A 26,570-nucleotide genomic window follows, 5' to 3' on the forward strand; every position below is an offset into this window, starting at 1 on the left:
GCCTACTCCTCACCCTCAGAGTCATCCTCGTAGTCGTGCGACTCCCCGACCTCGTCGGTCTCCACGGAGTTCACGTTCACCGCCGTGCCGGAGACTTCGGTGGAGGCGGCGCTGGAGACGGTGTCAGAGACCTCCTCGAGGGTCTTCTCACCCTTGGCCACTGCGGTGGCTTCCTGCTCGCCTTCGTCCTCGACGTTGACGTCGATAGCAAGCAGCTCAACGTCGTCACCGAGGTCCACCAGGCGCACTCCCATCGTCGCGCGTGACGACGGCCGAATCTGGTTCACCTCCGTACGAATCACCCCACCAGCTGACGTGATGGCGAAGATCTGGTCATCCTCCTCCACTGCCAGGGCACCGATGAGCTTGCCGCGCTTCGGGGTGTACTTGAACGTCATCACGCCCATGCCGCCACGGCCCTGCGGGTTGTACTCCGCGATCGGGGTGCGCTTGCCGTAGCCGCCGGAGGTGGCCACCAGCAGGTACTGGCCGTCGGACACGGTGGTCATGGCCAACAGCTGGTCGTCGCCGCGGAAGCGCATGCCCTTCACGCCGGCGGTGGCGCGGCCCATCGGGCGCAGCTGCTCGTCGTCGGCGGTGAAGCGGATGGACTGGCCCTGCTCGGAAACAAGCAGAATGTCGTCGTCATCGCCCACCAAGGACGCGCCGATCAGAGTGTCGCCCTCGTTGAGGTTGATGGCGATCAAGCCGGCGGAACGAGCGGACTCGTAGTCGGTCAAGCGGGACTTCTTCACGCGGCCATCGCGGGTAGCCAGCACCAGGTACGGGGCGTCCTGGTAGGTCTGGATCTGGATGACCTGGGCGATCTTCTCCTCCGGCTGGAATTCCAGCAGGTTGGCCACGTGCTGGCCGCGGGCGGCGCGGCCCGCCTCCGGCAGCTCGTAGGCCTTCAACCGGTAGACGCGGCCGAAGTTGGTGAAGAAGAGGATCCAGTCGTGCGTGGAGCAGACGAAGAAGTTCTTCACCACGTCGTCCTGCTTCAGCTCGGCACCGCGCACGCCCTTGCCGCCGCGCTTCTGCGACTTGTAGGCGTCCACCTTGGTGCGCTTGGCGTAGCCGGTCGCAGTGATGGTGACCACGACGTTCTCGCGCGCAATGAGGTCTTCCTCGGTCACGTCGCCGGTAGCGGCCACGAGCTTGGTGCGGCGCTCGTCGCCGTGCTTATCCACGACCTCGCGCAGCTCGTCAGCCACAATCGCACGCTGGCGCTCCGGCTTGGCCAGGATGTCCTTGTAGTCAGCGATCTCGGCCTCGATGGCGGCGAGATCGTCGACAATCTTCTGGCGCTCGAGGGCTGCCAGACGGCGCAGCTGCATCGCCAGGATGGCGTCGGCCTGGACCTCGTCGACGTCGAGAAGCGACATCAGGCCTTCGCGCGCTTCGTCGACCGTCGGGGAACGGCGGATCAGCGCGATGACCTCGTCGAGCATGTCCAATGCCTTAACCAAGCCGCGCAGGATGTGGGCGCGCTTTTCGGCCTCGTCCAGGCGGAACTGGGTGCGCCTAACAATGACCTCAATCTGGTGCGCCACGTAGTAGCGCAGCATCTGGTCCAGGCGAAGGGTGCGGGGTACGCCGTCGACAAGCGAGAGCATGTTGGCGCTGAAGTTCGTCTCCAACGGCGAATGCTTGTACAGGTTGTTCAGCACCACGCGCGGCACCGCATCGCGCTTGAGCGTGACCACGATGCGCATGCCCACGCGGTCAGAGGACTCGTCCTCGATCTTCGAGATGCCGGTCATCTTGCCCGCAGCGACCTGCTCGGCGATGCCGGAGATGAAGTTGTCCGGGTTGACGTTGTACGGCAGCTCCGTGATCACGATGACCTGGCGCGTGCCCACCTCTTCAATCTCGGTCACACCGCGCATGCGGATCGAGCCGCGGCCGGTGGTGTACGCGTCTTTGATGCCGGAATCGCCGACGATCATGCCGGCCGTCGGGAAGTCCGGGCCTTTCACGCGCTCCATGCACGCGTCGAGGGTGGTCTTCTCGTCCGCGTCGTGGTTGTCCAGGATCCAGTAAATGGCCTCCGCCAGCTCACCGAGGTTGTGCGGCGGGATGTTCGTCGCCATACCAACCGCAATACCGGACGAGCCGTTGAGCAGCAGGTTCGGCACACGCGACGGCAAAACGTCCGGCTCCTGGGCCTTGCCGTCGTAGTTCGGGGAGAAATCGACCGCGTTCTCACGGATATCGCGGACCATTTCCATCGCCAGCGGCGTCATCTTGCACTCGGTGTAACGCATGGCCGCCGGGCCGTCGTTGCCGCGGGAGCCGAAGTTACCCTGGCCATCCACAAGCGGGTAGCGCATGACCCACGGCTGCGCGAGACGCACAAGCGTGTCATAAATCGCGGAGTCACCGTGCGGGTGAAACTGACCCATCGTGTCCGACACCGGGCGCGCGGACTTCACGTAACTGCGCTCCGGGCGATACCCCGAGTCATACATCGCGTAAATAATGCGGCGGTGCACCGGCTTCATGCCGTCGCGCACATCAGGTAGCGCACGACCGACGATCACGCTCATCGCGTAATCGATGTAGCTGGTCTGCATTTCCTCATTGATGTCAATGGGGAAAATGCGGTCGTAGGTGTCACCGCTCAAAGTGTCATCACTCAATGTGAGACCTTTCTATCTCTGGACATGTCAGTGGTCAGTCTACGCACCACTGGGGCCATTCCCGAGACGGCGTGCGGTATCAGTTTGATACCATTCGCGCATGGCAATGACGCTCAGACTGTCCACCGAGGAAGACCGCGCGTTGAGCCTGCTGGCCTCCGCATGGGGGTGCTCGAAACAGGAAGCAGTCAAACGAGCGGTCGCCATCGCAGCAGCTCGCATGCTTGACGACGCCACCGTCACCCAACTCGCCCGCGACACCATCCCCGGATACCCCGGGATGGAGGCCCGGATCCGCCGCGCCCGGCCAGGCGAGGGGTAGGCCAGTTTCGGGGTGGGCCTTCGCTCGCCCCTCGCCCGCCGGCCCTGCCCTCCCCTGGCCGCCGGGCCCTGCTTTCCGCTCCTAAACCCTTCGCCGCCGGGCCTCCTGCAAACGATGACAAACTCGATTGCAGGAGCGGGTTTGGCAAGGCCCCTCGAAGGCCATAAAACCGGGACCGGACGCCAGAACTAACCGATAGAAGACTCGCCGGAGGCGTCGTGCGGATTACTCGACAAGCTTGTCGTCGATCTAGACCAACGAAACGCTCTGACCTGCACCAACAGTTCCAGACAGAAATCCAGTTTGTAAACTTTTCCGCAGCGACCTGAAACCGCAGCACCCTTGAACCGCTCATGAAACCGCTCACGCCTGAACAACTGCTCATCATCGCTGACGAGTTCTGCGCCCACCACGGCGGCGCCATCCGCAGCTACTCCGCTTTGTGCGCTGCTGCCGCGATCCCCGGTGCCCGCATCGAGGGCATCCCGGTTTTCGACTCGCCGGGGGCGGCTGGGGAGGCGTTGGCTCGGGGCGTCGTCAAGCTTGAGCCGCTGCGTGGGGACAATAGCGCTTTCGCGTCGACCGCCCGGGATGTCTATGTACGTTGGGCTGAAACTATTTCATGACGTTTTGCTACTCTTCTGGCAGTCAATTTTAAGTATAAGAATCAGACTGCCTGGAGACCACAACCATGAAGATCACAATGCGGGCCATCGCGCTGGTTAGCGCTACCGCGCTCGTCGGTGCAGGCATTAGCGCACCCACCGCCCCGATTGCCACCGCCCAGACCACTGCGGGAAAAGCACCCGTTGGAGGCCTGACCTGGCCCGATGCCGAGACAGGCTTCGGCGGCGAAGTGCGCATTGTCCCGCAGGGCACCCCCGAGGGTGATTACCAGTTCTCCGTGCAGCCTGAGTATGCAGGCTTTAAATTTTCCGTTGACTCGGCAGGTGTCGTCACCGTTAAGGCACCGGTGAACAAGGAGAACAATTCCCAGAAGCGGATCGAGTTCCCCGTGACCGTGAAAACGCGCGCAGGCCGCCACGTTGGGTTTTACCAAGCCACGGTCACTGCGCAGCAAAAGCTGAACGAGCACAAAGCGGTGTGGGAATCGGTGACCATGCGCGGCAATGAGACAGCCACCGCCCGCCAGACCGCGTCCCTGCCTGCAGGCACGAGTTTCAAGATCCGCCACGACCTGAACCCGCAGCTTCGCAACACCGTGGAAGCGACTATAAATCACAAGGGCGACGTGACCGTTAAGCCGAAGGGCAATCTTCTGCCGGGTCGGTTCACCGTAGCCGTCGAAGTCTGGTTCCCGAACGGCAATACCCAGCTGGAGACGCTGTACTTCACCATCTCCGAGCAGGGACAGTGGCAGCGAGACAACGCCACGATCACGTACCCGACCGTGACAATCCCGGCCAACAAGGCTGGTAGCGCTGCTCCAACCAAGAAGAACGTTCCTGCCGGCACCACCTTCGCATTGGGGGAGGTCCCTAGCGGCTGGACTGCCTCGGTGGATCGCAGCACTGGCGTGGTGACCGCCAAGGCTCCCGCCAACTCCGGCCGGGGCGCAAGGGTGAAATTTTCGGTGATGGCCACTTTCCCTGATAATTCGAAGAAGGCGTCCCAGATCAGGTTCACCGTCGGTGAGTCCAGCCGGACTACCCCGAATCAGACCGGCCCAACCCTTGGCAACGGCTCATCGGGTGCCGGAATCCTGCTCGGTGCCTTGGCGCTGCTGGGTGCCGCCGGCGCGGCCATCTTCGCGTTCATGCAGAACAACGGCGGATTCCGCCTGCCGTTCTAAACTCACGCACGCCAGCAAGACCCCACCTCGACCCTTGCTGTGCGCGAGCTGTGCAGTTCTGCATACGATAGCTGGCATGAGTGACTTGAAAGCAATTCTCAACGACCCCACCCGCGACGCTGTCGTGGGCGACCTGACCAATCTGGCCAACGAAACTGTGTCCAACCAGTCCGGTGTGACTGGCATGGCAATCAAGGGAGCGGTTGGCGCTGCCACGCGTGTCGACGACGACGCCCTCCGCAAAGGCATCAACCAGCTCCTGCCCAACATCGTCGAGGAGCTGACTCCGCACTGGGACAAGTACCAGTCCGGCGGTGACAAGGACTCGTTCGGCGCCTACCTCGCCGCCAATGAGGACGAGGTCACCGATTCGGTGCTGAAAATCGGCGATTCGTTCGCGGATCGGGCGCCGGCGGCTGTGGGGAAGGTGTATTCGTCGCTACGCGGCAAGGTGGGCAAGATCGTGGCCCCGGTTTTGCCTGAGTTCGGCGACATCGTTGAACGCCACGCCAAGAGCTAACTATGAAGAAGCTCACCACTGCTTTCGCTGCGGCTGCGTTGTCGGCGTCGCTGCTCTCGGTTCCGGCTGCTCAGGCGGCTGATTCCAGTGGCAGCGGATCGGCGCTGCAGGCGTTCAGCTCAGCATCCTCGCAAAAGGACAACGCCGACAAGATCCCGGATGGCTGGGAAACGCCGAAAGAACCACCGCTCGGCAGCGCGTACACCGGCTTCGCGCCGATCTCGGTCGGGCTGGGTTTCGCGGCACTGGCTGTCCTTGCCGGGGCCATTCTCAAGCTGCCGCAGGTGCAGCAGGCTATCCAGGATTTCACCAAAAACCTGCAGTTTTAGGCCGCTGAGAAACTTTTCAACGCGGAAAGTGGCGCCCCTCCCCCACTGATGTTAAAGTTGTGAACCGTTGTGGTTGCAGTGACTGATGTGATTACGAGGCGCTGTGGCGGAAGGACTGCAACTTGAACCTGTACCGACTCCCCGCGGAGGCCGTGAAAACGGCGCCGCGGGGAGTCCGCGTTTCCGGTAGCGTGGACTCATACGACACGGGGTGCCGGGCAACTAGTCCGGCTGAGATCACACCCGCTGAACCTGATCGAATTCGAATTCGCGGAGGAATGTCCTTATGACTGATGCACGATTTACCGACGAGCTGCGCAACACCCACCGAGAAACGTGGGATGCAGCAGTCAATCACCGCTTTGTGCAGGAGCTTTTCGACGGCACCATTGACCCCGGCGTCATGGCCTCCTACTTGGTCCAGGACTACCGGTTCGTGGACAGCTTCCTGCAGTTGCTCGGCGCGGCTATGTCCACTGCGGACGATCTCGCGCCGCGCCTGCGCCTGTCCCAGTTCATCGGTGAAGTCGCCGGCGACGAGAACACGTATTTTCTGCGCTCCTTCGATGAACTGGGCGTGACTGAAGAGCAGCGCAAGGAGATCCCGGACTCGGACGCCACGGCAGGCTTCACCGGCCTGATGCGTGAGGCGGCGGAGACGCGCTCCTACGCGGCGGCGCTCGGTGTGCTGGTCGTCGCCGAGTGGCTCTACCTCGACTGGGCCGTCAAGGCCCCGGAGGACCGCCCGGAAAGCTTTGTCCACAACGAGTGGATTGAGCTGCACGACTACCCCGAGTTCCACACCCTGGTGGAGTTCCTGCGCAGTGAGGTCGACCGCCTCGGCGACAAGGACGAGGAGACCCGCCAGGTTCTCAGCGACTTCTTCGGCCGCGCAGTGAAACTCGAGCTCGACTTCTTCGACGCCGCCTACGCCGAGCCGATCGAGACTAACTAGGAGCAACCATGACCACGCTGTATGAAGAACTGAAGTCCCGCGCGCCGGAGTGGGAGGAATACACGAAGCACGAGTTCGTGGAAAAGCTTGGCGACGGCACACTGCCCCTCGAAGCTTTCCAAGACTACCTCGTGCAGGATTACCTCTTCCTCGTGCACTTCGCCCGGGCGCATGCCCTGGCCGCGTTCAAGAGCCGTCGTCTGTCGGAGATTGAAGCCGTGAGCACCGCGATGTCCGGCATTATCGACGAGACGAAGCTGCACCGGAAGCTCACCGCCGAGTGGGGCATTTCCGAAGACGAGCTCGACCGCGCCCCGGAGAAGATGGGCACCGTGGCTTACACCCGCTACGTGATCGACACGGGTCTGGCCGGTGACGTGCTGGAGCTGCAGATTGCGTTGGCTCCGTGCCAGATCGGGTACGCCGAGATCGGCACATACCTTGCCCCGCGCCTGGAGGGCCGCGAGGATCACCCGTACAGCGACTGGATCACCACCTACGCCGCCGAGGACTTCCAAGGCATGGGCCAGGCATCCATCGAGACGCTGGACCGGCTTGCCGAGATGCCCGCCGAGGACCTCGTGGGCACACCGCGGTTTGAGCGCCTGCTGGACATTTTCCGCACGGCGTCCCGCCTCGAGCGCGACTTCTGGCAGCAGGCGCTCGATTCCGTGGGGTCAGCCCACGGAATCAAAGAAAGTTAAAGCAGCGACAGGATCTGCCGTTCGTATTCACCGAACTCCGGGGATGCGAGCACATCGATCCCGCGGGGGCGAGGCAAGTCGATCTCCACGATCTCGCGCACCGTGGCCGGCCGCGGGCTGAACACGACCACGCGGTCAGACAGCATGACGGCCTCGCGCACGTCGTGGGTGATCAGCAGCGCCGTCCACGAGTTGTCGGCCCACACCTGCTGCATCCACGTTTGGAGTTCTTGACGGGTGAGGTAGTCGAGGGCGCCGAACGGCTCATCAAGAAGCAGGGTGCTGCGCTCCTGCACCACCGTGCGCAGCAGCGCGGCACGTTGGCGCATGCCGCCGGACAGCTCGAACGGCAGCGAGTCCTCGAAACCGTCCAGGCCGAAGCGGGGGAACCATGCGCGGGCCCGGGCGCGCGCTTCCTTCCGCGGCACGCCTTGGACTTCCAACCCGAGTGCCGCGTTCGCCAAGATGCTGCGCCATGGGAAGAGCAAGTCCTTTTGGGGCATGTAGGCGGTGAGGTCGCGGCGGCCGGCGGCGGGGGTGCCGTCGAAAAGCACTGTGCCTGCGCCGGGCGCGTCGAGGCCTGCGATGATGTTGAACAGCGTTGATTTGCCCGCGCCCGATGGCCCGACGAGGGAGACGAACTCCCCCGGCGCGACGTCGAAGGAGACACCGTCAAGCACGTGCAACGCCCCGAATGTGCGGCTGACGGACTGGAGTGAGAGGCGGGGTGTTTCAGCCACGGCGCGCCCTCCTTTCGGCCGCGTGCCACGGAATGACGGCACGCTCAATGAGGTACGTGGAAAGGTACAGCGCGATGCTGAGCACCGCCGTCACGGCCACCGCCGCGAGCACGAGGTCCGTCCGGAACGCGTTCTTCTGCACGCTCATGTAAATGCCCAAGCCCTGGCGCGCACCAACGTACTCAGCGAAAATCGCGCCCGTCACGGCGTAGGTGATGCCAATGCGTAAGGACGTGAAGAACGACGGGAGAGCCGACGGCAACCTCACCAAACTGAATTCCTGCCAGCGGCTGGCCCCCATGGAACGCAACAGGTTCGACGCTTCGCGGTCAGTGCGGTCAAAACCCTCGATCAGCCCGATGGCCACCGGGAAGAACGTGACCAGAGCGACCACGAGCATCTTCGGCAGCATGCCGAAGCCGAACCAAATGATCATCAGCGGAGCGATGGCGATCACGGGGATTGTCTGCGAGGCCACCAGCAGCGGGATGAGGCCGCGCTTGAGTGTGGGCGAGAAGTCCACCGCGATGGCAATGAACCACGCGCACACCATAGACAGCGCGAAGCCAGCGAGCGTGACGCCCAGCGTGGACGCGGCGTGGCCGGCAATGACCTCGCGCTGCTCCCACCCGGCGGTGACCACCCGGCTGGGCGCCGGGAGGATCTGCGGGCGGACCCCGGTCAGGCGCACGGCAGCCTCCCACACCGCAATGAGGGCGGTGAGGAAGACGACCGGCGTGACGACGCTAATCCGCGAGGTATTCATTGGTGAAGTAGGTCGACCAGTCCGGGTCCTCGGTCAGCGGCTTGTTGTTGGCATCCACAAGCAGGCCCTGCTCCCCCAGGAACGTGCCCAGCTCAGCCCAGTGCTCCTCGGTTTGGCGGCCGAACTTGCCGCCCTCATCGAGCATGTACTTCTCGGCGAGCATGCGCTGGCTGCGCTTGAGGAAGTCCACGTCCGTCAGCAGGTCCGAGTTCTCCTCGTGCAGGATCTGGGCTGCAGCATCCGGGTCATCGACCGAGTCTTGGTAGCCGCGCTGGAGTGCCTGGACGAACTTCTTCGCCTGCTCCGGGTTCTTCTCCAGCCAGGTGCCGTTGCCCAGGATGATCACGTTGTAGCAGTCCGGGAAGCCGTAGTCGGTGTAGGCGAAGTTCTTCAGCTCGACGCCGCGATCTGCGGCCTCAATGCCCTCCCAGGCGACGAAGGGGACGGTAAAGTCCACGTCGCCGTTGTACAGCGCCTCATACGCGCTGGTGCCCAGGGTGACGGTCTCGATGTCGCCCTTGCCGCCGGCGGCCTGGATGACGCCGCGCATGGTGGCTTCCTCCGACGGGTTAGCGAAGCCGCCGTAGGTCAGGCCGTCCAGGTCAGCCGGGCTCTTGATCTCGTCGCGGTCCGCCAAAACGGAGACCTCAGTGGACCAGGTCTGCTGGACCGCGAGGACCGAGCGCACGTCTGCCCCAGCAGCCATAGTGATCGTAGCGGTGTCCTGGAAGCTCACGCCGAACTCCGCCTGCCCGGCATCGACCATGAGATCCGGGTTGGAGTCGTTGTACGGCAGAACCTCCACATCCAAACCGGCGTCTTTGAAGTAGCCCTTGTTGATGGCCACGTACAGGCCAGTGTGGTTCGTGTTCGGCGTCCAGTCCAGCGCGATGCGGATCTTGTCGCCGCCAGCGCCGCCGGCACCACCGCCTGCCTGGTCTGCACTGTCCGCGCATGCGGTGAGCATGAACACTCCCGCCAACGCAGCCATGAACACTGCGAGCTTTTTGGAGATCTTCATTGTCCTCGGGCCTTTCTTTCCTCCTGGCGAAAGGCCCACGGGTGCACGCGCACTGGTGCGCAGGAGCGTCCCCGTGACAATCCCTCCGCCAGTCCAAACTGGATCAGGTTCAACGGGTCTTATCTCAGCCCCCAGAGGGCACCCCGTGTCACGTGTCTCTTTTTATACCAGCCGGGAGTGACCGCCGAGGGAGAATCGTTGAAAACATCCCCAGGGAAGGCGAAAGGCGGCCACCGAAAAGGGTGACCGCCTTAGCGTTATCTTCGGTTACTCGGAGCCGGGCGCTGCTGGCTCAGCCTCCGGCGCAGGGATCGTGCCCGCGCTGGAACCGGAGCTGCCCCGGTCGGAAGAACCTGAGGAACCGGAGGATCCAGACGATACTTTTGCACAATCGGTACGTAACTACTAGCTCGGTTTACGTGTATAAACAGGTGACGCTACGGAACCGGGTGAAGCTTAGAACGGGCTTAAGCATTCACCAGTTTTTCGGCTAAAACCTCAGGCGGTATCGGGACGGTAACTGCCTTCAGCGACGGGGTTTCGTGGGACTAGATTTGCTGCGCGACGAACTCCTCGAAACGGTCCGCCACGATTCCCGGCTCACGAGCCCAGCGGTTGTGGCCCAGTCGGCCGGGAAGCTCCTCGGCCTTGCGTGGCGCTTTCTCTAGGTGCTCGAGAAGGTACTCGCAGGATTCAAGGGTGCACTCGGAATCGTTCGCAAACCGGGTCAGCAGCACCGGAACGCGGACGTTCTTGATCTCCTCGGCGTAGTTGATGTCCTGGCCCTGGAGATCTGCGATGGTGTTCATGCGGCTGAAGCGCGACCACTCGTAGACGTGCCGGCCGGACTGGCGGCCGTAACCGGCGATGTCCAATGCGCCGCCCGGCCACACGCCGCGCAGCTTGGCCACCTGGCCCATCATCTGCCCGCCAAGCAGAGCGCGCACGTGGTCCTTCCCGGTGAAACCGCGGTGGTAGGGGCTGCCGGAACCGACTCCCATCAGACCCTGGACGTTGAGCTCTTTAGCCTCCGGCCGTGCCAGGAACATCGAGCCCACCTGGCCGCCCATGGAGTGTGTCAGCAAATAAGTGGGATGGTTGGGCTGAAGCGAGAGCTCCTTCTTCGCCGCCTTGATGCCCTCCGGGTAATCCTCCGATGCCAAGTTGTGGTAGCCCCACTGGTTATCCGGCATCGCTTTCGTGGTGTTCGTGCCCTGGCCGCGCAACTCACCGATAGCCACGTAGTACCCGCGCGACGCCAGTTCCTTCGCCAACGGACGGTAATACCGCGCACCCATGCCGAACCCGGGCCACATCATCACCAGCGGCGCGCCGGCGCGCGGCTCTTTCGGCTCGAAACAATAAACCGTGCTCACAGAGTGATCCGGCAGGTACGACAAGGTGTAATGCTCATCCACGGACGTCATGCAGGCTATTGTGCCAGCACTGGCGGGGAGAGCGCCCAAGTTTGAGGGGAAAACCTCCTAAACGTCGAGAAAGCGCACGTCCTTCGCCTTGCGGGTAATGAAGGACCGGCGGGCAGCGACATCATCGCCCATGAGGATAGAGAAGAGTTCGTCGGCGCGCTGGGCATCCTCAAGCTCGACGCGGCGCAAGATGCGGTTCTCCGGATCGAGGGTGGTCTCCCACAGCTCGCCCGGGTTCATCTCGCCGAGACCCTTGTAGCGCTGAATACCGTCGTCGGTGTTGATCTTGCGGCCCTCGTTGAGGCCCTCTTCCAGCTCAGCGTCGCGCTCCGCATCGGAGTAGGCGTAACCCGGCTCGCCCTTATGCCACTTCAGCTTGTACAGCGGCGGGTTGGCCAAAAACACGTGGCCATCGCCGATGAGCTCCGGCATGAGGCGGTAGAGCAGCGTGAGCAGCAACGTCGCAATGTGCTGGCCGTCCACATCGGCGTCGGCCATGAGCACGATCTTGTGGTAGCGCAGCTTGGAGATGTCGAATTCGTCGTTGATGCCCGTGCCCAGCGCCGTGATGATCGCCTGGACCTCATTGTTGCTCAGCACGCGGTCAAGGCGCGCCTTCTCCACATTCAGAATCTTGCCGCGCAGAGGGAGAATGGCCTGGTACATCGAGTCGCGGCCCTGCTTGGCCGAACCGCCCGCGGAGTCGCCCTCCACGATGAACAGCTCGGACGCTACCGGATCCTTGGAGCGGCAGTCGGCGAGCTTGCCGGGCAGCCCGCCCAGATCCGTCGCAGACTTGCGGCGCACTGACTCACGCGCCTTGCGCGCAGCCTCACGAGCCTGAGAGGAGGACACGGCCTTCTTGATGATGACCTTGGCCTCCGCCGGGTTCGCGTCGAACCAGTCGTTGAGGTGCTCGTTGACCGCACGCTGCACAAAGCCCTTGATTTCGGAGTTGCCCAGCTTGGTCTTGGTCTGGCCCTCGAACTGCGGGTCGCCCACGCGCACAGAGATCACGGCGGCCAGACCCTCACGGCAGTCATCACCAGTGAGGTTCGGGTCCTTGTCCTTGATCAGCTTGTGCTCGCGCGCGTAGCGGTTCATCAGCGAGGTCAGCGCTGCGCGGAAGCCCTCTTCATGGGTGCCGCCCTCGTGCGTGTTGATCGTGTTGGCAAAGGTGTGGACAGACTCCTTGAAGCCGCCGTTCCACTGCATCGCAATCTCAAGCTCGTGGTCAGTACCCTTCGCTTCAAAGCCGACGATGGTCGGATGGATCGCCGTCTTCGTGCGGTTGAGGTAGTTCACGTAATCCACCAGCCCGTTCGGGTAGTGGTAGGTGACCTTCTTCTCGCGCTTCTTCTTCGAGGTCGGTGCGACGTCGCCGTCTTCTTGCTTATCGACGACATCCTCATCCGCAAACGAATCCCCCTCCACAACCTGAGCCGTATCGCCTTCTTCGGCGATCGCCTCCAGCTCAAGCTCTTCATCGGAGACGCGCTCGTCCTTGAGGGTGATGGTCAGGCCCTTGTTCAGGAAGGCCATTTCCTGCAGGCGGCGGGCAATGATGTCGTAGTCGAACTCGACAGTCTCGAAGATTTCTGCGTCCGGCCAGAATCGGATCGAGGTCCCAGTGCCGCGGGCGTTGTCGCCCTCGACCAGTTCCTCCGGGATCGCGTTGGTGAAGTTCTGGTACCAGTGCTTGCCATCGCGCTTGATGTCCGCCTCAACGCGAGTGGACAGCGCATTCACCACGGAGATACCCACACCGTGGAGACCACCGGACACGGCATAGGACTCGGAGTCGAACTTACCGCCGGCGTGCAGCTGGGTCATGACCACCTGGACTGTCGGCGCGCCCGACGGGTGCATTTCCACGGGGATGCCGCGGCCGTTGTCGACAACCTGAACTCCGCCGTCGGCAAGCAGCGTGACCTCGACCTTGTCCGCGTACCCAGCCATCGCCTCATCGACGGAGTTGTCCACGACCTCCCACACGAGGTGGTGCAGGCCGCGGCTGCCGGTGGAACCGATGTACATACCGGGACGCTTACGGACGGCCTCCAACCCCTCGAGGATGGTGATCGATGACGCGTCGTAGTTCGGTTGTTGCTCAGCCACGTGAACGACTCTCCTTGGAAAAAGCTTGCTTAACCGTGGTTATTTTACATGCCGCTGCAGACATTCCTGGTAGCGGCCGAGCGTGTGGGGCTGATCCGGGCAGCGTGTGAACGATTCAACCTCCCAGAGGGAATGCGTCGGAGAAACCCCAGGTGGCGAAGAACGGGGCACCGAATCGTTCACACTTATCCATAGGTATCTCTTGGACCGCGGCCCTTGACATGCAGCGGCCCGTAGCGCCAGTTCTTCGTCTTCGGCGGGAAAACGTGCAGCTTGGTCACCACACCCGGCCCGATCTTCTCCGCGATCTTGGCCAGGACCGTCGACTGCATGTACTTCAGGTTCGTCGCCCAAGCCGTCTGGTCGCACGCCACAAAGACCTCGCCATCTTTGATCATCGTGACCTCGGTGTGCTGCGCGATCTTCGCGCCGACGAGCTCCTCCCAATTGCCCATCACCCAGCCGTGCGCGATGGATTCCGTCCAGTCGCGCTGCTGAATCTCCTTTTTTACTAACGACGCGAACCCCGACACCTCATACGACCGCGGCAGCGCCCGACCATCCGCACCGGTGGGCCGGGCGCGAAAACTCCGCGGTTTTGTGGCATCCGGAGTCAGGTCCAACCCGGGGACGACAGGTGTGGGACCGTCACCCTTGCCGAGCGAGCGCGTCGGCACCACCTTCTGCGCCTTCGCCAGATTGGGGACCTTTCCGTTGCGGCGCTTGGCGGTGGCGCGCAGGTTCTGGAACGTCGCAGTGACCAAGTCGACGGGTTCTTCGTTCCCGGTCACGGCTCCTCCAACCGCGAGAGCCCGTCCTCCATCACCACGGAGTAGCGGGCGGCGACGTGCTCGTCGAGATTGTCGGGCAGGTCATCGCCGACCGCAGCGGTAATGAGCACTTGCTCCGCTTGCTGTGCGACAGCCACCAACCGTTCACGGCGCTTCGCGTCCAGCTCAGCGAAAACGTCGTCGAGGATGAGCACGGGATCCACGCCGTCTTCAGACAGCAACGCGTACTCGGCCAGGTGCAGCGCGAGCGCAAACGACCAGGTCTCGCCGTGGGAGGCGTAACCTTTCGCCGGCTGGTCACCGAGGGTGAGCAACAGGTCGTCGCGGTGCGGGCCGACGAGCGTGGTCCCGCGGTCGATCTCATCGCGGCGCCGCCGGGCGAGTTCCTGCAGAAACGCCGCTTCCAAGATCGCCGGGTCGTTCGAAGGTTCACCCGCCAACTCCGCGACGGCCTTGTCCAACGTCGACGAATACTCGATGGCGGCCGGCCGGGATTCGGGTGCGACGGAGGAATAGGAGTTGTGGACGGGGTCGCTTAAGACGTCGATAAGCATGCGTCTGCCTGCGACAACCTGCGCGCCGAAAGCTGCCAACTGGGCGTCCCACGCGTCGAGGGTGCTCAGCGCGGCCGCGCCCGAGTCGTCGTTGTAGCCGCGGCGCAGCGCCATGTTGGACGAACGCAAAAGCGCGTTGCGCTGGCGCAGGACCTTGTCGTAGTCGGCCTTCGCCCCGCCGAAACGCGGAGTGCGGATGCTGGCCAACGTGTCCAGGAAACGGCGGCGCTCTGCCGGCTCGCCGGTGACTAGCGCGAGGTCCTCCGGCGCGAAGACGACGGTACGCAGAACGCCGAGCATCTCACGCGGGGACTTCAGGCGCGTGCGGTTGATCTGCGCCTGGTTCTGCTCGCGCACTTTGATGAGCAGATGGGTGGTCAATTCGCGGCCGGCGTTGACCGTCGTCGCTGAGATACGCGCATTGTTGGCGCCGGTGCGGATGAGCGGCTGGTCCTGGGACACGCGGTGGCTGGCCAGCGTCGCGGTGTAGATCGCGGCTTCGACGATGTTGGTTTTGCCGTGGCCGTTGCGGCCGGAAAAAACCGTGACTCCAGGCTCGAGCGCCAAGTTCAGCTCAGGCCAGGACCGGAAATCCCGCAGGTCCAGCTCACGGAGATACACGGGTAATGGACCTGGTTTAACCCGGCAGGCGGACCGGCATGAGCAGGTACGTGAAGTTCGTCGCCGGGGTCTCAAACGACCCGTCCGCGGCAGCTTCCGGCAGCTCGTCCGGCTCCGGGACCATGATCGCCGGGCGGGAGGCTTCCGTGAACCCGAAGACGACGCGGTCGGTGTGGATGACGTTCAGCCCGTCGCGCAGGTAGCCCGAGTTGAACGCGATGAGCAATTCGTCTGCTCCCGTGAACGCGCACTGCAGGCTCTCGCTCGCCTCGCCGGACTCAGCACCCGAGGCAAACAACGTGACCTCGCCCGGCTGGAAGTGCATGCGCAGCTGAGCGTTGCGGTCGGCAACCAGGCTGACGCGGCGGATCGCTTCCATCAACGGGGCGATCTCGACGCTGGCCATCGAAGTGTGGGTTTTCGGCAGCAGCGGCTGAATATTCGGGAACTCGGCGTCGAGCATGCGCGTGGTCGTCTCGCGGTTGCCGGAGTGCAGGCCGAACAGGCCGTCACCGCCGACGTTGTCGCCGGAGCCGACTGCGATCTCAACCGGTTCTTCCAGGTGAGTGTCCAGGGTGCGCGCGTTGTCCAGCAGGGTTTTGGCCGGGATGAGCAGCTTCGCCTCGACGTCCGGGGCCTTCGGTTCCCACTCGAGGGAGCGCAGAGCCAGACGGAAACGGTCGGTGGCGGCCAGCTGCACGCGGTTGCCCGAGACTTCCATGTGCACACCGGTGAGCATCGGCAGCGTGTCATCGCGGCCGGCAGCAGAAGCGACCTGGGTGATGGCGTCGACGAAGGTCGTGGTGTCCAAGGTTCCGGTGACCTCCGGCAGGACCGGCAACTGCGGGTAGTCGTCGAGAGGCATCAGCGGCAGCTCGAAGCGGGCGGAACCGCCCTGGAGGAGAAGACGCTGGTTGTCGGCAACGGAGACATCGATCGGCTTCGCCGGCATGTTGGAGACGATGTCGGCCATGAGCTTTCCGGCGACAGCAACGCGGCCCGGCTGGTCCACCTCTGCGGCGATGCGCACGCGAGTGGAGACCTCGTAGTCGAAGCCGGCGAATTCCAAACCGTTGTCGTCCGCGGTGATCACCACAGCGCGCAGCACAGGCTGGGTGTTCTTCGTGGGCAGGTTGCGTGCGACCCATGCCACCGCATCCGAGAGGTCATCTTTGTGGACGCGGAATGACACGTTCACGTCTGCCTGGGTGTCCATGCTTGCCTGCTCCTTGTTGCTGCTGCGTTCGGGCCACGTTAAGGCCTTGAGTGCCAACTGGTCATTCAGCCTACCGACTGACCTGCCCGCTGCAACAAAAAGGGCACGGGCTTTTGTGATTCGTGAAAGCAGGTCGTGCGGGGCGGCGGCGGGCGTTGTGCACACCCTTTCTTTCTCTTGGTTTAAGTACTAAGAAAAAACCCGGGAAGAACAGTAAGTGTTGTGCAGTCTGTGGATGAACGGGCAAATGCCAAGAATGTCGGCCGAATCTGCGTGTGGGTGACGGGTGTGGAATTCGTGTGGGAAACCCTGATTCCTTGTGGACAAAAGGTCGGCCGCTTTTTGTGTGCACAGCGAGCTACACGTTTTCCACCGCTTGTCCCCTGATATCCCACACGTTATCCACCGGGGCGTGTGATTCGGTCGAGGCCTGTGAATTGAGCATTGGAGACCAACATCACACGGGCGCCCGGGCTAATTACACCCATGGAATTACACAGCTGTGAATAACTCTGTGGATAAAAGAAAAACCCCAGCTTGCGGGCGCAAACTGGGGTGGAAAACTGTGTGGAAAGTTTATTGTGAGCGGACTCGCGTCTTGATGATCTGCGTGAGCTCCTGGATTTCGTCGTACGTCTCGCGGTTCTCCGTCATTTCTTTGCGGATCTTCCGGTCGGCGTACATCACTGTCGTGTGGTCCTTGCCGCCGAACTCTTGGCCGATCTTCGGTAGTGACAAATCAGTCAGCTCTCGGCACAGATACATAGCTAGCTGGCGGGCATGCGCGACTGTGCGAGTTTTGCCGGCGCCGGTGAGCTTGTCCAAGGACACACGGAAGTACTCCGCGGCCACCTCTTTGATGGTGGTGGCAGTGATCTTGATGTCGCCTTCATCCGGGAGGATGTCACGCAGGGCGATCTGGGCAACGTCGAGCGTGATCGGCTCCTTGATCAGTGAGGAGTACGCCGACACCCTAATCAGCGCACCTTCGAGCTCGCGGATCGACGACTCGAACTTCGACGCGATGAGCTCCAGTACTTCATCGTCGACCTGGGTGCCGTCGGCAGCTGCCTTCTTCATCAGAATGGCAATGCGCGTTTCCAGGTCCGGTGGCTGGACATCTGTAATCAGACCGCCCTCAAAGCGCGTGCGCAAACGGTCTTCCAGCGTGGTCAACTGCTTCGGCGGACGGTCAGACGACAAAATGATCTGCTTGTTCGCTTGGTGCAGCGCATTGAAGGTGTGGAAGAACTCTTCCTGAGTACCTTCCTTACCTTCCAAGAATTGAATGTCATCGACCATGAGGATGTCCAGATCGCGGTACCGGCGCTTGAAGGATTCTTGGCGGTCATCGCGGACAGAGTTGATGTAGTCGTTGGTGAACTCTTCCGATGAGACGTATTTAATGCGCAAGTCAGGTTGCAGCACGCGCGAATAGTTTCCGGCGGCGTGCAGCAGGTGCGTCTTGCCCAGGCCGGAACCGCCCCAGATGAACAGCGGGTTGTAGGCACGGGCCGGATTCTCGGCGACGGCGACAGCGGCGCCGTTGGCGAAACGGTTGGAAGAACCGATGACGAAGTTTTCAAAGGTGTACTTCGGGTTCAGCGATGTCTCGCGGTTCGGATCGTGCGCGGGTTTCTCGCGCTGAATGCGCTGCGGAACTTCCACGACCGGGTGCGCAGCTTGCTGGCGCGCCGATTCTTCAATGGCGTGCTGTTCTTGCTGCTGCGCGTGGATGCGTGCCAGCTCGTCCAGGCCCATCGGCAACTGCTCCCCTGCTATCGGAGCTGGGAACTGTCGTGCCTGCTCAGAATAGGTCGGGAACCACGGCGTCGGGTTCGGTGCCGTGTGCTGCACAGGCGGTTCAGGCTCGGGCGCAGGCTCTGGAGCCGCTGCGTCCACGGAGACGGCAATATTGCACGGACGGTTCAGGTGGTGCGTCAGAATCTCGACAATATAAGGGCCAAGCTGATTTTCCACCACGTTTTTCGCTGCGGAGTGCGGGACGGAGAGGATGCAATAACCCTCCACGAGCATCACGGGGCGCACGAGGCGCAGATACGCGCGATCGCCCGGCGTGAATGTGGGCACGGGTGAGTTGGGTCGCTCTGAAAGGTTGAGAAGTTCGGTGACAACGTCTTGCCACAGCGCATCGAGCGCCTGCTGATCGAATGCCATGCTCGCCTACTTCTCCCTTAAATATGCCTCAGCCAATGAATGATGATGGATGATTGGACTGCATATCATCCACTGGCCCATTCACATCCCGTTCAGATATGAACATCGCTTCTACCTCGTACTCCACAACGTTATCCACAGGTGTGGGATTTGCCCCCAGGGAGCTTATCCACAAGTTAGGCTCCTCACTGTGGAATTCACTTTCCTAAGAGAAATACGGTTTGACCTGCCAGAAACATAAGTTACCGCGTTGAACCTTAAGGTTTCCTTGAGATTTATCCACAGGGAGAAGCTTCCTGTTCAATGAAGTTGTGGCGATAGAACTGTTTACCCTCCGTTCAGCCCCGATGTCTACAAATGGCCCAATCGTTTACTTTCTACATCGGGCGATCCGGGGCGCAGCGTTACGTTCGCTTCTCCTCTTCCGCAGTAAGCGTCGGCGTGTCGCCAGCTCCCCTGTGGATAACTACACCCGTGTTATTTCGGGGGTAGCTTGAAGCGGGAAGCGCCACCCCCGCTGAAAACGGGGCTTTGCTGGGAGCTACCTGTGACAACAGCGATTTGTGTCACGCCGACAAGCTGCCGTATCCTGTTTAGGTCTGTCGCATCCAGGGCGTTGCCCGACGGATGTGCGTGAGAGGACCACTGCGCTTCCATCACCGGGTTTCAAGCGCACGCTCTCACTGAAGTTCCATCTTTGGCCGCTTCTTCCCCGGTGGGCCCGCGGCCGCAACGTCAAGGAGTAAACCCGTGCCTAAGCGGACTTTCCAGCCCAACAACCGTCGTCGTGCACGCAAGCACGGCTTCCGTACCCGAATGAACACCCGCGCCGGCCGCGCCATCGTTTCCGCACGCCGCAAGAAGGGCCGTTCCAAGCTCAGCGCGTAAACCGTGCTCCCGCGCGCCCACAAACTCGCATCATCGGCGGACTTCCGCACGGTCATGCGCAAAGGCGGGCGCGCTGGTACCCGCACCGTGGTGGTGCACTACTACACCCGAACCGATCCTGTCATCACTGGCGGGCCGCGGTTCGGGTTAGTTGTTTCTAAACAAGTGGGCAACGCGGTCACGCGCCATAGCGTTTCGCGGCGTCTGCGCCACGTGCTGGCGGGGTTCATCAGTGAGCTCCCGCGCGAGGTGGACATTGTGGTGCGCGCCCTGCCGCCAGCAGCGGAGGCTACGAGCAAGCAGTTGCTTGACGACGTCTCCTCCGCCCTCCCCCGCGCGCACAAGAAATCTAAGCGGGGGCGCCTGACGTGAGCTACTACAACACCGATGGCGAAGCCATTCCGGCCCCCCGCGGACCTGTGGGTTCCGCACTCGTGGGCGCGGTGCGGCTTTACCAAAAGTGGGTTTCTCCCCTTAAGATGGTTTCGACGTGCCGCTTCGAGCCGACGTGCAGCGCCTACGCCTTAGAGGCGGTGTCGCGGCATGGAGCAGGCAGAGGGAGTTTGCTGGCCGTTGCCCGTGTGTGCAAGTGCGGGCCGTGGCACCCGGGCGGATACGACCCCGTACCGCTGACGTAGTTTTTTGAGATCCAGGAGTTAGTTGGACCTGTGCTGAATTTCATTTATTGGCCTATCTCAGCGGTGCTGTGGTTCTGGCACAAGATTTTCGGATACATCTTCTCGCCGGATTCGGGCGCCTCGTGGCTGCTGGCCATTGTCTTCCTGACGTTCACCATTCGTATCTTCCTGGTCAAGCCGATGGTCAACCAGCTGCGCGCCGGCCGGAAGATGCAGGAACTGCAGCCGCAGCTGCAAGAGATCCGCGCGAAGTACAAGAACGACCAGCAGAAGATGGCGATGGAGACCCAGAAGGTCTACAAAGAAGCCAAGATGAACCCGCTGGCCAGCTGCATTGTTCCGCTGGTTCAGCTGCCGGTGTTCATTGGTCTGTTCCACGTGCTGCGCTCGTTCAACCGCACCGGTACGGGCGCCGGCGGTTTGGGCATGTCCATCGAGCAGAACCGCAACACAGCGAACTACATCTTCTCCCCCGAAGACGTGCAGTCCTTCCTGGACGCCCGCATCTTCGGTATCCCGCTGTCGTCCTACATGTCCATGCCGGAGGAGCAGTTCGCGGCCTTCGCCCCGGTGGACTTCACCCGCATGAACATCATCATGGTGGCTCTGCCGCTGGTGCTCATCTGTGTGGTGATGACCCACCTCAACGCCCGTCTGAGCATGTCCCGTCAGCGCAAGCGCATGGCCAAGAAGAAGGCCGAGGATGAGCTGCGCGGCAAGAAGCCGTCCCAGGACGGCCCGCTGTCTCCGGAGATGATGGAGACGCAGATGAAGACCATGAACGGCATGATGTTGTGGTTCCTCCCGGCAACCCTGCTGTTCACCGGCTTCCTGTGGCACATCGGTCTGCTGACCTACATGGTGTCCAACAACGTGTGGACGCTGGTGCAGACCAAGCTCGTCTTCGACAAGATGGACAAAGAAGAGGCCGCTGAGGAAGAGGCTAAGCGCGAAGCGCGCCGCGCTTCTGCCCCGCAGGTTGGCGCACGCAAGGTGGATAACCGTTCCAAGAAGCAGCGCGCCAAGGACGCACAGAACCAGGCCCGGACCAACGCGAACACGAACCACCCGGAAGGTGTGACTGAGCCGGAAGAGCAATCGGAACCGCAGCCGGAACAGAAGACCCGCCAGCAAATCCAGAACGAGCTGAGCAAGAACAACAAGAGCAAGAAGAAAAAGAAGAAGGGGAAGTAGGGTGCCTGACGTCGCAGCGGAGATCTTCGGGGACCGTCTGCCGTTGGCGCAGGCGTACCACGACTCGCTGGCCACGACTGCCGCGCAGCGCGGCTTCATCGGCCCGAAGGAAGTTCCCCGTCTGTGGGACCGGCACATCTTCAACTGCGCCGTGATCGGCGAGGCCTTCAAGGAAGGCCAGCGCATCGCGGACATCGGTTCTGGCGCTGGCCTGCCGGGCATCCCGCTGGCCATTGCGCGCCCCGACCTGGACATCACCCTCATCGAGCCGCTGCTCAAGCGCTCCACCTACCTCGGCGAAGTCGTTGAAGAACTCGGGCTAGACAACGTGACCGTTATTCGTGGTCGTGCAGAAGAGCAGAAAAAGATGCTTTTCGACGCTGTGACATCCCGCGCCGTCGCCCCCCTGGGCAAATTGGCGTCCTGGTCGCTTCCGTTGGTGCGCCCGGGAGGTGCGATGGTGGCGATGAAGGGGGCGTCGGTAAGCGAAGAGCTGGAACGCGACGCGAAACAGATCGCGAAAGCTGGCGGCGTTGATGCCGATATTTTCACTGTTGGTGAGGGTGTTTTGGACCAACCCACAACCATGATCCGCATTGTCCGGTCCGCTTAGTACTCTGTCAAGTATGTGGGATGACACTCCGATCGGCGCCGCTGCCCAGCGCGCCGCGCAGATGAACTCGAACAGCACCTCCGTGCCCAAGCCGGAGAAGCCGCGCGTGTTCACGGTGGCTAACCAGAAGGGCGGTGTGGGTAAAACCACCACGTCCGTGAACCTGGCTGCTTCGCTTGCGCGGATGGGCCGCAAGGTGCTGGTCGTGGACTTGGACCCCCAGGGCAATGCGTCGACAGCACTCGGTGCCGCACACCGCGACGGGGAGACCTCCAGCTATGAGCTCCTCATCGGCGACGCGACGGCGGCAGAAGCGCTGCAGCGCTCCACCGATAACCAGAACCTGTGGTGCATCCCGGCGACGATTGACCTGGCCGGTGCGGAGATCGAGCTGGTCAGCGTCGTACGCCGCGAATACCGCCTCGCGGATGCGCTGCACAGCGAGTTCCTGGAAGAGTACGGCTTCGACTACGTCTTCGTGGACTGCCCGCCATCGTTGGGCCTACTGACGATTAACGCGATGAACGCGGTGGATGAGGTGCTCATTCCGATCCAGTGCGAGTACTACGCGCTCGAGGGTGTGGGCCAGCTGCTGAACAACATCGCGATGATCCGCCAGGCCCTGAACCCGAACCTGCACATTTCGGCCGTCCTGCTGACGATGTACGACGGCCGCACGAAGCTCGCGGAGCAGGTCGCCGAGGAGGTTCGCGGCCAGTTCGGCGACGTGGTGCTGCGCAATGTGATCCCGCGTTCAGTGAAGGTGTCGGAGGCGCCGGGTTTCGGCCAAACTGTCATCGATTACGATGCCGGTTCGACCGGCGCGCTGGCGTACTTCGACGCGGCGAAGGAGCTGGCTACCCGCGGCGACTACCAGCCGCACTCGAGCACCGGGCCGATCGGCGTCAGCCCTGAGATTGCGGAACAACTTGGTGATTCGGGCGAGGAAGAGGATTAAACCATGGCGGAGCAACCGAAGAAGAACAACAAAGGCGGTCTGGGCAAAGGCTTGGCCGCGCTCATCCCGTCTAACGCGGACCACCACCAGAAGACGGGTCCGCTGGGTGACGGCGCGGCCGACGTGATCATTGGCAAGAAAGACGCCCCGAAGAGGCTCAAGGGGGCCCCGAGCATCCCCGCCCCGGTCGCCCCGACGGCGACGGTGGCAGACTCGATCGGTGCGAGCTACCAAGAAATCCCTATCGGGGACATCTTCCCCAACGCCAAGCAGCCCCGCAGCGTCTTCGACGAGGATGAGCTCGCCGAGCTGGTCCACTCCATCAAGGAGTTCGGCCTGCTGCAGCCGGTTGTGGTCCGCCCGGCGGCGGACGGCTTCGAGCTCATCATGGGTGAGCGCCGCTGGCGTGCTGGCTCCAAGGCGGGGCTGAAACGCATTCCCGCGATCGTGCGGGACACCTCCGACGAAGACATGCTGCGCGACGCCCTGCTGGAGAACATTCACCGCGTCCAGCTCAACCCGCTCGAAGAGGCCGCTGCCTACCAGCAGCTGCTCGAGGAGTTCGGTGTCACCCAGGAGCAGCTCGCCGACCGTCTCGGGCGCTCCCGCCCGGTGATCACCAACTCGATCCGTTTGCTCAACCTGCCGGTGCCGGTGCAGCGCCGCGTCGCCGCCGGTGTGTTGAGCGCCGGCCACGCCCGCGCACTGCTGGGCGTCAAGGTGGGCCCGGAGGCTCAGGAGCAGCTCGCCGACCGCATCGTTGCCGAAGGTCTGTCTGTGCGCGCCACGGAGGAAGCCGTCACGCTGTTGAACAAGAACGGCGCGATGCCCGAAAAGACCAAGCGCGAGCCAGCACCGCAGCCGGAGTTCCTGTCCCAGGCCGCCGAGCGCCTCGCTGACGAATGGGACACCAAAGTCTCCGTCACCATGGGCAAGCGCAAAGGCAAGATCGTCGTCGAATTCGGCGACCGCGACGACTTCGAACGCATCATGGGGCTCATCGAGGGCGCATGAGCCTGCCCCGGGCCAGCGTTGTCGCGCTCACCTCGTCCACGCTGAGCAACCTGCACCCGCAGGCCGCGCGCAGCGTGTTCTGGGAACTCGACCCCCTCAGCGAGAACTACCAAGGCATCGACTCCCAGATGGACAAGTCGGCCTGGTTGCTCGCGTTGGTGTACGAGCAGAAAACGGCCGGGTTCTCGATCGTCGATAAGCGGGCGCATGCCACCTTGCTGATGTGCCCGCCTTCGGCCGCTCCTGGGGCTGTGCGCCTACCCACCGCGCCTGTCTCCGCCGACGCGTACTGCCTGACCAGCTTGCATATCGACGCAGCTTTCGCGGGCATCGGTTGGGAGGCAGTGCTTGTCGACGCCGCAGTGGTCGCCCTCACTTCCCGCGGCCTCCCCGCAGTCGAAGCATTCGGGGTGAAGGCGGATTTCACGCACGAGCTGACGGGGATTTGCAAAACCATCGTCGAGCACGGGGAGCAGATCGGCTTGATGCCGGTCGAGGTGCTCGAGTCGGCGGGCTTCAAGATCGTTGCCGATCACCCCGTCATTCCACGTCTGCGCCTAGAGCTGCCGCCGGAACAGGGGCTGCTTAGCGAGGCCGAGATTGCTGAGCTTCTCGCTCAAGCCCCCATTTAGTCAGCTCCGCGATCTCCATATCCCGCGGCATGAGCGGGTGCTTCGGGCCGCTGGGAATGGCTTTGACGGCCACGTCCGCCCCGTTGTCGGACGTCAGGAAGGACGAACTGTGCGGCGTCGCCCACGTGTCCGCCCTGGAGTACAGCGAGGTGTACACCACCCGCTGGTCCGTCACGGGAGCGTTGACGCCCTGCAGCTGCTCCTTCGCTCCCGGGCCGCCGAGCAGGTTGATGATCCACCACGGCACGCGCGGCACCCAGCCGCTGAAGTCCGTGCCGTAAAAGGGCGTGCCCATGGTGACCACGCGGCGGACCTTGATGTGCTCCTCGTGCCGGTTGTTGGACACGTAATGCGCCGCGACGTTGCCGCCCTGCGAGTGCGCGATGAGATCCACCTGCTTCGCCCCGGTCGCCTCGAGGACGGTGTCAATGTTGTCGGACAGCTCCGCAACGAGGTCGAGGAACGGGCCTACTCCGTACAGCCCGGGCAGGCGCATCTTCCCGTAGTCAAAGGACCAGACCCAGTAGCCGTTATCGCGCAGGAACTTCCCTTGGCGCCGAAACGCCGACGCCCGGCTGTGAATGCCGTGCACATACAGTACCGGGGTGTCGTGCCGGGGCAGGAAATCGGGGTCGTTGAAAATCTCCGGATGGATATCCTCGATCACATCATCGAAGACACCCTCGACCTCGTCGCGGATGCTCACGCGCGTTCCTGACGCAGCAGTTCGGTGAACGTGAACGTGCCCGTCGGCTGGGTATCCTGTTCCAGCAGGTACAGGCGTTTCACGGCGACAACAATGGCCTCGGCGATCGCGTCGCGCTGCGTCGGGTCCGTCACAACGGCCACGTCGTGCGGGTTGGTCAGGTAGCCCGCCACCACGGCGACGGACGGCATCTGCGTCATGCGCAACAGCTCCCACGTGCGTCCGTGGTTGAAGCAGTTGCCCAGCGGGGTGCGGGCGACAATCTCGCGCTGGATGTAGCCAGACAGGGTCTCCCCCGTCATTGAGGACGCGCCCAGCTCCGAACCGAAGTAGAACGTGGCCACACCGTTGGCCTTCTCGTTCTGGTAGCGGTCCAGCTGCAGAGAAATCACCAAGTCAGCGTCGAAACTGTTGGCCAGGTCCGCGCGCGCTTTGGGCGACGGGTTGTCCCCGCGCGGGCGCGACATGATCGTCTCCATGCCGGCAGCGATCATCCGCGCCTCCACGCGCGACGCCAAGTCCCAGAGAATGTCCTCTTCAGAGATCTCCCCGTAGGGCCCCTGCACGACCGCATGCTTATCGACGTCAATATCCGGGTCGATCACCACCCTCTTCCCCGCCAAACGCGGGCCGGCCAGGCGGACTACCTCGCGCTCGCGGATGGCCTGGGTGGACCCGCCGGTGATGCGGCGGCCGAGCAAGCTCAGCGCATGCATGGTCTCCGGGCCGCAGATCCCGTCGTCCTGGATACCGTAGTTGATCTGGTAATCCTGCAGGGCGGCGTGGGTGTCGGGGCCGAAGTGACCGTCGACACGCCCCGAGTAAAAGCCCAACTCCTGCAGCTGCTTCTGCAGCTGGCCGACATCGTCGCCGACCATGATCTGGCTCGGCTGGTACGACAGGACGCGCGCGCCCAGCGTGTAGGAGGCGTGACGCAGCTCCCGCAGCGTGATCTCATCGATATCGCCGGAGGGCAAAATGCCGCGGGATTGCTGGAAGGCTTTGAGGGTTTGGGCCAATTCATCGTCGAAAAGCATCTCTGCCTGGGAGAAGCTGCGGCGATTCCACTCGCCCACGTCACCCTCAAAGCCGGGGAGCAGCCCCAAGCGTGCGAGGGTCGAGCGGACTTCGGCGACGCGCGCGCTGGAGTCACCCACCCGATAAATACGCAACACTTCTCACCTTTCAGACAGTCGGCCAAATGGACAGT

The 26,570-nt window shown here is 62.8% G+C and carries 27 protein-coding genes and 2 riboswitches; of the genes, 15 read left to right on the forward strand and 12 right to left on the reverse strand.

All coding sequences use genetic code 11. The annotated features are described in order from the left end of the window. Positions 1 to 2 precede the first annotated feature (2 nt). Complete coding sequence (gene gyrA / locus HMPREF0291_RS02850) at positions 3 to 2,642, reverse strand: DNA gyrase subunit A (RefSeq protein WP_005287642.1); 2,640 nt, start codon at positions 2,640 to 2,642, stop codon at positions 3 to 5. 100 nt (positions 2,643 to 2,742) lie between these two features. On the opposite strand from gyrA, the gene HMPREF0291_RS02855 reads away from it, so the two are divergent. The 7 genes from HMPREF0291_RS02855 to tenA all read left to right on the forward strand — a co-directional run bounded on the left by HMPREF0291_RS02855 (position 2,743) and on the right by tenA (position 7,285). Next, positions 2,743 to 2,964, forward strand: coding sequence for a hypothetical protein (locus HMPREF0291_RS02855; RefSeq protein WP_005287645.1), 222 nt, complete (start codon positions 2,743 to 2,745; stop codon positions 2,962 to 2,964). 353 nt (positions 2,965 to 3,317) lie between these two features. Then, positions 3,318 to 3,590, forward strand: a complete 273-nt coding sequence (locus HMPREF0291_RS02860; RefSeq protein WP_005287648.1) for a hypothetical protein — start codon at positions 3,318 to 3,320, stop codon at positions 3,588 to 3,590. 65 nt (positions 3,591 to 3,655) lie between these two features. Beyond that, positions 3,656 to 4,777, forward strand: coding sequence for a YPDG domain-containing protein (locus HMPREF0291_RS02865; RefSeq protein WP_005287651.1), 1,122 nt, complete (start codon positions 3,656 to 3,658; stop codon positions 4,775 to 4,777). A 76-nt stretch (positions 4,778 to 4,853) separates the two neighbouring features. Further along, entirely contained in the window at positions 4,854 to 5,297 is a 444-nt protein-coding gene (locus HMPREF0291_RS02870; protein WP_005287654.1) for a DUF6918 family protein, read from the forward strand. 2 nt (positions 5,298 to 5,299) lie between these two features. Beyond that, positions 5,300 to 5,626: a hypothetical protein gene (locus HMPREF0291_RS02875; protein ID WP_005287657.1), complete on the forward strand. Its 327-nt coding sequence runs from the start codon at positions 5,300 to 5,302 to the stop codon at positions 5,624 to 5,626. A 197-nt stretch (positions 5,627 to 5,823) separates the two neighbouring features. After that, positions 5,824 to 5,922, forward strand: a riboswitch (TPP riboswitch). Beyond that, entirely contained in the window at positions 5,913 to 6,581 is a 669-nt protein-coding gene (locus HMPREF0291_RS02880) for a TenA family protein (RefSeq protein ID WP_005287660.1), read from the forward strand. (Overlaps the previous riboswitch by 10 nt.) Before the next feature lie 8 nt (positions 6,582 to 6,589). Beyond that, positions 6,590 to 7,285 (forward strand): thiaminase II, encoded by a 696-nt coding sequence (gene tenA, locus HMPREF0291_RS02885; RefSeq protein WP_005287664.1) that lies wholly within the window; start codon positions 6,590 to 6,592, stop codon positions 7,283 to 7,285. Here the strand turns inward: tenA and HMPREF0291_RS02890 are convergent. The 9 genes from HMPREF0291_RS02890 to dnaA all read right to left on the reverse strand — a co-directional run bounded on the left by HMPREF0291_RS02890 (position 7,282) and on the right by dnaA (position 18,717). Continuing rightward, entirely contained in the window at positions 7,282 to 8,025 is a 744-nt protein-coding gene (locus HMPREF0291_RS02890) for an ABC transporter ATP-binding protein (protein ID WP_005287667.1), read from the reverse strand. The two genes, tenA and HMPREF0291_RS02890, sit on opposite strands and share 4 nt — an antisense overlap. Continuing rightward, complete coding sequence (locus HMPREF0291_RS02895; RefSeq protein WP_005287669.1) at positions 8,018 to 8,791, reverse strand: ABC transporter permease; 774 nt, start codon at positions 8,789 to 8,791, stop codon at positions 8,018 to 8,020. The genes HMPREF0291_RS02890 and HMPREF0291_RS02895 overlap by 8 nt, the downstream gene beginning before the upstream one ends. Next, entirely contained in the window at positions 8,772 to 9,812 is a 1,041-nt protein-coding gene (locus HMPREF0291_RS02900) for an ABC transporter substrate-binding protein (RefSeq protein ID WP_005287672.1), read from the reverse strand. The genes HMPREF0291_RS02895 and HMPREF0291_RS02900 overlap by 20 nt, the downstream gene beginning before the upstream one ends. Positions 9,813 to 9,874: 62 nt before the next feature. Beyond that, a riboswitch (TPP riboswitch) is annotated at positions 9,875 to 9,968 on the reverse strand. A 392-nt stretch (positions 9,969 to 10,360) separates the two neighbouring features. Continuing rightward, the gene (locus HMPREF0291_RS02905) at positions 10,361 to 11,239 is read right to left on the reverse strand and encodes an alpha/beta fold hydrolase (RefSeq protein WP_005287675.1); all 879 of its coding nucleotides are present in this window, start codon (positions 11,237 to 11,239) and stop codon (positions 10,361 to 10,363) included. Positions 11,240 to 11,296: 57 nt separating this feature from the next. Continuing rightward, positions 11,297 to 13,357, reverse strand: coding sequence for a DNA topoisomerase (ATP-hydrolyzing) subunit B (gene gyrB / locus HMPREF0291_RS02910; protein ID WP_005287678.1), 2,061 nt, complete (start codon positions 13,355 to 13,357; stop codon positions 11,297 to 11,299). A 185-nt stretch (positions 13,358 to 13,542) separates the two neighbouring features. Continuing rightward, entirely contained in the window at positions 13,543 to 14,148 is a 606-nt protein-coding gene (locus HMPREF0291_RS02915) for a DciA family protein (protein ID WP_005287683.1), read from the reverse strand. Beyond that, entirely contained in the window at positions 14,145 to 15,323 is a 1,179-nt protein-coding gene (gene recF, locus HMPREF0291_RS02920) for a DNA replication/repair protein RecF (RefSeq protein WP_005287685.1), read from the reverse strand. Before recF ends, HMPREF0291_RS02915 begins: the two co-directional genes overlap by 4 nt. A gap of 16 nt (positions 15,324 to 15,339) precedes the next feature. Then, the gene (gene dnaN, locus HMPREF0291_RS02925) at positions 15,340 to 16,539 is read right to left on the reverse strand and encodes a DNA polymerase III subunit beta (RefSeq protein WP_040423446.1); all 1,200 of its coding nucleotides are present in this window, start codon (positions 16,537 to 16,539) and stop codon (positions 15,340 to 15,342) included. 576 nt (positions 16,540 to 17,115) lie between these two features. Then, the gene (gene dnaA, locus HMPREF0291_RS02930; protein ID WP_005287692.1) at positions 17,116 to 18,717 is read right to left on the reverse strand and encodes a chromosomal replication initiator protein DnaA; all 1,602 of its coding nucleotides are present in this window, start codon (positions 18,715 to 18,717) and stop codon (positions 17,116 to 17,118) included. A gap of 750 nt (positions 18,718 to 19,467) precedes the next feature. On the opposite strand from dnaA, the gene rpmH reads away from it, so the two are divergent. The 8 genes from rpmH to HMPREF0291_RS02965 are packed head-to-tail and all read left to right on the forward strand — an operon-like array spanning position 19,468 to position 24,654. Beyond that, complete coding sequence (gene rpmH / locus HMPREF0291_RS02935; protein WP_005287695.1) at positions 19,468 to 19,605, forward strand: 50S ribosomal protein L34; 138 nt, start codon at positions 19,468 to 19,470, stop codon at positions 19,603 to 19,605. A 3-nt stretch (positions 19,606 to 19,608) separates the two neighbouring features. Next, positions 19,609 to 19,977: a ribonuclease P protein component gene (gene rnpA, locus HMPREF0291_RS02940; RefSeq protein ID WP_005287697.1), complete on the forward strand. Its 369-nt coding sequence runs from the start codon at positions 19,609 to 19,611 to the stop codon at positions 19,975 to 19,977. Continuing rightward, a complete protein-coding gene (gene yidD / locus HMPREF0291_RS11480) occupies positions 19,974 to 20,243 on the forward strand; it encodes a membrane protein insertion efficiency factor YidD (protein ID WP_156774791.1) in 270 nt (89 codons plus the stop codon). The genes rnpA and yidD overlap by 4 nt, the downstream gene beginning before the upstream one ends. A gap of 30 nt (positions 20,244 to 20,273) precedes the next feature. Next, positions 20,274 to 21,437, forward strand: coding sequence for a membrane protein insertase YidC (gene yidC / locus HMPREF0291_RS02945; protein ID WP_005287703.1), 1,164 nt, complete (start codon positions 20,274 to 20,276; stop codon positions 21,435 to 21,437). A gap of 1 nt (position 21,438) precedes the next feature. Beyond that, positions 21,439 to 22,050: a 16S rRNA (guanine(527)-N(7))-methyltransferase RsmG gene (gene rsmG, locus HMPREF0291_RS02950; protein ID WP_005287705.1), complete on the forward strand. Its 612-nt coding sequence runs from the start codon at positions 21,439 to 21,441 to the stop codon at positions 22,048 to 22,050. Positions 22,051 to 22,063: 13 nt separating this feature from the next. Continuing rightward, positions 22,064 to 23,008: a ParA family protein gene (locus HMPREF0291_RS02955; RefSeq protein ID WP_005287708.1), complete on the forward strand. Its 945-nt coding sequence runs from the start codon at positions 22,064 to 22,066 to the stop codon at positions 23,006 to 23,008. 3 nt (positions 23,009 to 23,011) lie between these two features. Next, entirely contained in the window at positions 23,012 to 24,022 is a 1,011-nt protein-coding gene (locus HMPREF0291_RS02960; protein ID WP_005287711.1) for a ParB/RepB/Spo0J family partition protein, read from the forward strand. Further along, on the forward strand, positions 24,019 to 24,654 hold the full coding sequence (locus tag HMPREF0291_RS02965) for a hypothetical protein (protein ID WP_005287714.1): 636 nt from the start codon (positions 24,019 to 24,021) through the stop codon (positions 24,652 to 24,654). Before HMPREF0291_RS02960 ends, HMPREF0291_RS02965 begins: the two co-directional genes overlap by 4 nt. Here the strand turns inward: HMPREF0291_RS02965 and HMPREF0291_RS02970 are convergent. After that, positions 24,608 to 25,360 carry an esterase/lipase family protein gene (locus tag HMPREF0291_RS02970; RefSeq protein WP_005287716.1) on the reverse strand — a complete coding sequence of 251 codons (753 nt, stop codon included), beginning with the start codon at positions 25,358 to 25,360 and terminating at the stop codon, positions 24,608 to 24,610. The genes HMPREF0291_RS02965 and HMPREF0291_RS02970 overlap by 47 nt on opposite strands. Beyond that, positions 25,357 to 26,535 (reverse strand): N-acetylmuramoyl-L-alanine amidase, encoded by a 1,179-nt coding sequence (locus tag HMPREF0291_RS02975; protein ID WP_040423448.1) that lies wholly within the window; start codon positions 26,533 to 26,535, stop codon positions 25,357 to 25,359. Before HMPREF0291_RS02975 ends, HMPREF0291_RS02970 begins: the two co-directional genes overlap by 4 nt. Between the last annotated feature and the right edge of the window lie 35 nt (positions 26,536 to 26,570).

Source organism: Corynebacterium genitalium ATCC 33030 (assembly GCF_000143825.1).
Lineage (GTDB): Bacteria > Actinomycetota > Actinomycetes > Mycobacteriales > Mycobacteriaceae > Corynebacterium > Corynebacterium genitalium.

Excerpts from the sequence above, each read along its gene's own strand:
- HMPREF0291_RS02895 (WP_005287669.1), bottom strand. The coding sequence starts at position 8,791 with ATGAATACCTCGCGGATTAGCGTCGTCACGCCGGTCGTCTTCCTCACC.
- HMPREF0291_RS02855 (WP_005287645.1), top strand. The coding sequence starts at position 2,743 with ATGGCAATGACGCTCAGACTGTCCACCGAGGAAGACCGCGCGTTGAGC.
- HMPREF0291_RS02965 (WP_005287714.1), top strand. The coding sequence starts at position 24,019 with ATGAGCCTGCCCCGGGCCAGCGTTGTCGCGCTCACCTCGTCCACGCTG.
- HMPREF0291_RS02905 (WP_005287675.1), bottom strand. The coding sequence starts at position 11,239 with ATGACGTCCGTGGATGAGCATTACACCTTGTCGTACCTGCCGGATCAC.
- HMPREF0291_RS02860 (WP_005287648.1), top strand. The coding sequence starts at position 3,318 with ATGAAACCGCTCACGCCTGAACAACTGCTCATCATCGCTGACGAGTTC.
- dnaA (WP_005287692.1), bottom strand. The coding sequence starts at position 18,717 with ATGGCATTCGATCAGCAGGCGCTCGATGCGCTGTGGCAAGACGTTGTC.
- HMPREF0291_RS02955 (WP_005287708.1), top strand. The coding sequence starts at position 22,064 with ATGTGGGATGACACTCCGATCGGCGCCGCTGCCCAGCGCGCCGCGCAG.
- tenA (WP_005287664.1), top strand. The coding sequence starts at position 6,590 with ATGACCACGCTGTATGAAGAACTGAAGTCCCGCGCGCCGGAGTGGGAG.
- HMPREF0291_RS02900 (WP_005287672.1), bottom strand. The coding sequence starts at position 9,812 with ATGAAGATCTCCAAAAAGCTCGCAGTGTTCATGGCTGCGTTGGCGGGA.
- dnaN (WP_040423446.1), bottom strand. The coding sequence starts at position 16,539 with ATGGACACCCAGGCAGACGTGAACGTGTCATTCCGCGTCCACAAAGAT.
- HMPREF0291_RS02960 (WP_005287711.1), top strand. The coding sequence starts at position 23,012 with ATGGCGGAGCAACCGAAGAAGAACAACAAAGGCGGTCTGGGCAAAGGC.
- HMPREF0291_RS02870 (WP_005287654.1), top strand. The coding sequence starts at position 4,854 with ATGAGTGACTTGAAAGCAATTCTCAACGACCCCACCCGCGACGCTGTC.
- HMPREF0291_RS02875 (WP_005287657.1), top strand. The coding sequence starts at position 5,300 with ATGAAGAAGCTCACCACTGCTTTCGCTGCGGCTGCGTTGTCGGCGTCG.
- HMPREF0291_RS02880 (WP_005287660.1), top strand. The coding sequence starts at position 5,913 with ATGACTGATGCACGATTTACCGACGAGCTGCGCAACACCCACCGAGAA.
- HMPREF0291_RS02865 (WP_005287651.1), top strand. The coding sequence starts at position 3,656 with ATGAAGATCACAATGCGGGCCATCGCGCTGGTTAGCGCTACCGCGCTC.